This is a genomic window from Nonomuraea sp. NPDC049141, from assembly GCF_040648415.1.
Taxonomy (GTDB): Bacteria; Actinomycetota; Actinomycetes; order Streptosporangiales; family Streptosporangiaceae; genus Nonomuraea.
This window is the reverse complement of the sequence record NZ_JBEZDR010000276.1, coordinates 1-1,093: the sequence shown is the minus strand read 5'-3', so window position 1 is coordinate 1,093 and position 1,093 is coordinate 1. Positions and strand designations below refer to the sequence as shown.

Genomic DNA, 1,093 nt, shown 5'->3' with positions numbered 1-1,093 from the left:
GCGTCGCGCTGCTCGCCGTGGGCGCCATCGCCGTCGTGGCCGCGCCGGCTGAGGCCGCCGGCCCACGGCCGAACTTCCAGATGCCGTTCCCCTGCGGCGAGACCTGGCGGCTGGCGACCTACTACGGGCACGACGACTACGACATCGACATGACCTACACCGGCGGCGCCAGCAGTGGCCGGCCGATCCTCGCCTCGTACGCCGGGACCGTCACCTTCGCGGGCTGGACCACCGGCGGCGGCTGGTACGTGGTGGTCGACCACGGCGGTGGCTGGCGGACCAGCTACGCGCACATGATCGAGTCGCCGCCGGTGCGCGTCGGGCAGTGGGTGTCGACCGGTCAGCAGCTCGGCCGGGTCGGCAGCACCGGCAACTCGACCGGCCCGCACCTGCACTACGAGCAGACGCGCGACGGCGTCAAGACCGAGGCGTACTTCAACGGCGTGCCCTCCGGCATCACCTCCGACGGCAGCTCGAACACCGGCCCGCTCTACGTCTCCGGCCCCGTCTCGCCGGCCCGCAACATGACCAGCCAGAACTGCGGCCAGGTCAGCTCCAACCGTCAGGTGTACGAGTCCGGCAGCCACAGCGGCTGGCAGATGCTGCCGGTCAACAGCATCACCGGCTCGGCAACCGCGTCGATGGTCATGGGCACCAACAAGCTGCTCTACACGGTCAACGACGGCCGGGTCTACGAGGCGTCCAGCGACACCGGCTGGCGCAACCTGTGGACCGGCATCTCGGGGGTCAGCAACAACGCGCTCGCCGTGATCAACGTCGACGGCGTGAAGTACATCTACACCGTGATCGGGGGCATGGTGCACGAGGCGGCCAGCAACAACGGCTGGCGGAACCTGAACACCGGCATCTCCGGGGCGAGCCCGAACGCGTTGGCCGCGATCAGTCTGAACGGTGTGAAGATCATCTACACCGTGGTCGGGGGCTCGGTGCACGAGGCGGCGAGCAACAACGGCTGGCGCAACCTCAACTCGGGCATCTCCGGGGTGAGCGCGAACGCGTTGGCCGCGATCAACCTCAACGGTGTAAAGATCGTCTACACGGTGGCGGGGGGCTCGGTGCACGAGCCGGCGTG

1 protein-coding gene is annotated in these 1,093 nt (G+C 69.0%); it reads left to right on the top strand.

The window, feature by feature from the left end; all coding sequences use genetic code 11:
• Positions 1–1,093, top strand: a 1,093-nt coding sequence (locus tag AB0B91_RS66445) for a M23 family metallopeptidase (RefSeq protein WP_358343347.1), incomplete at both ends; no start/stop codon positions are given.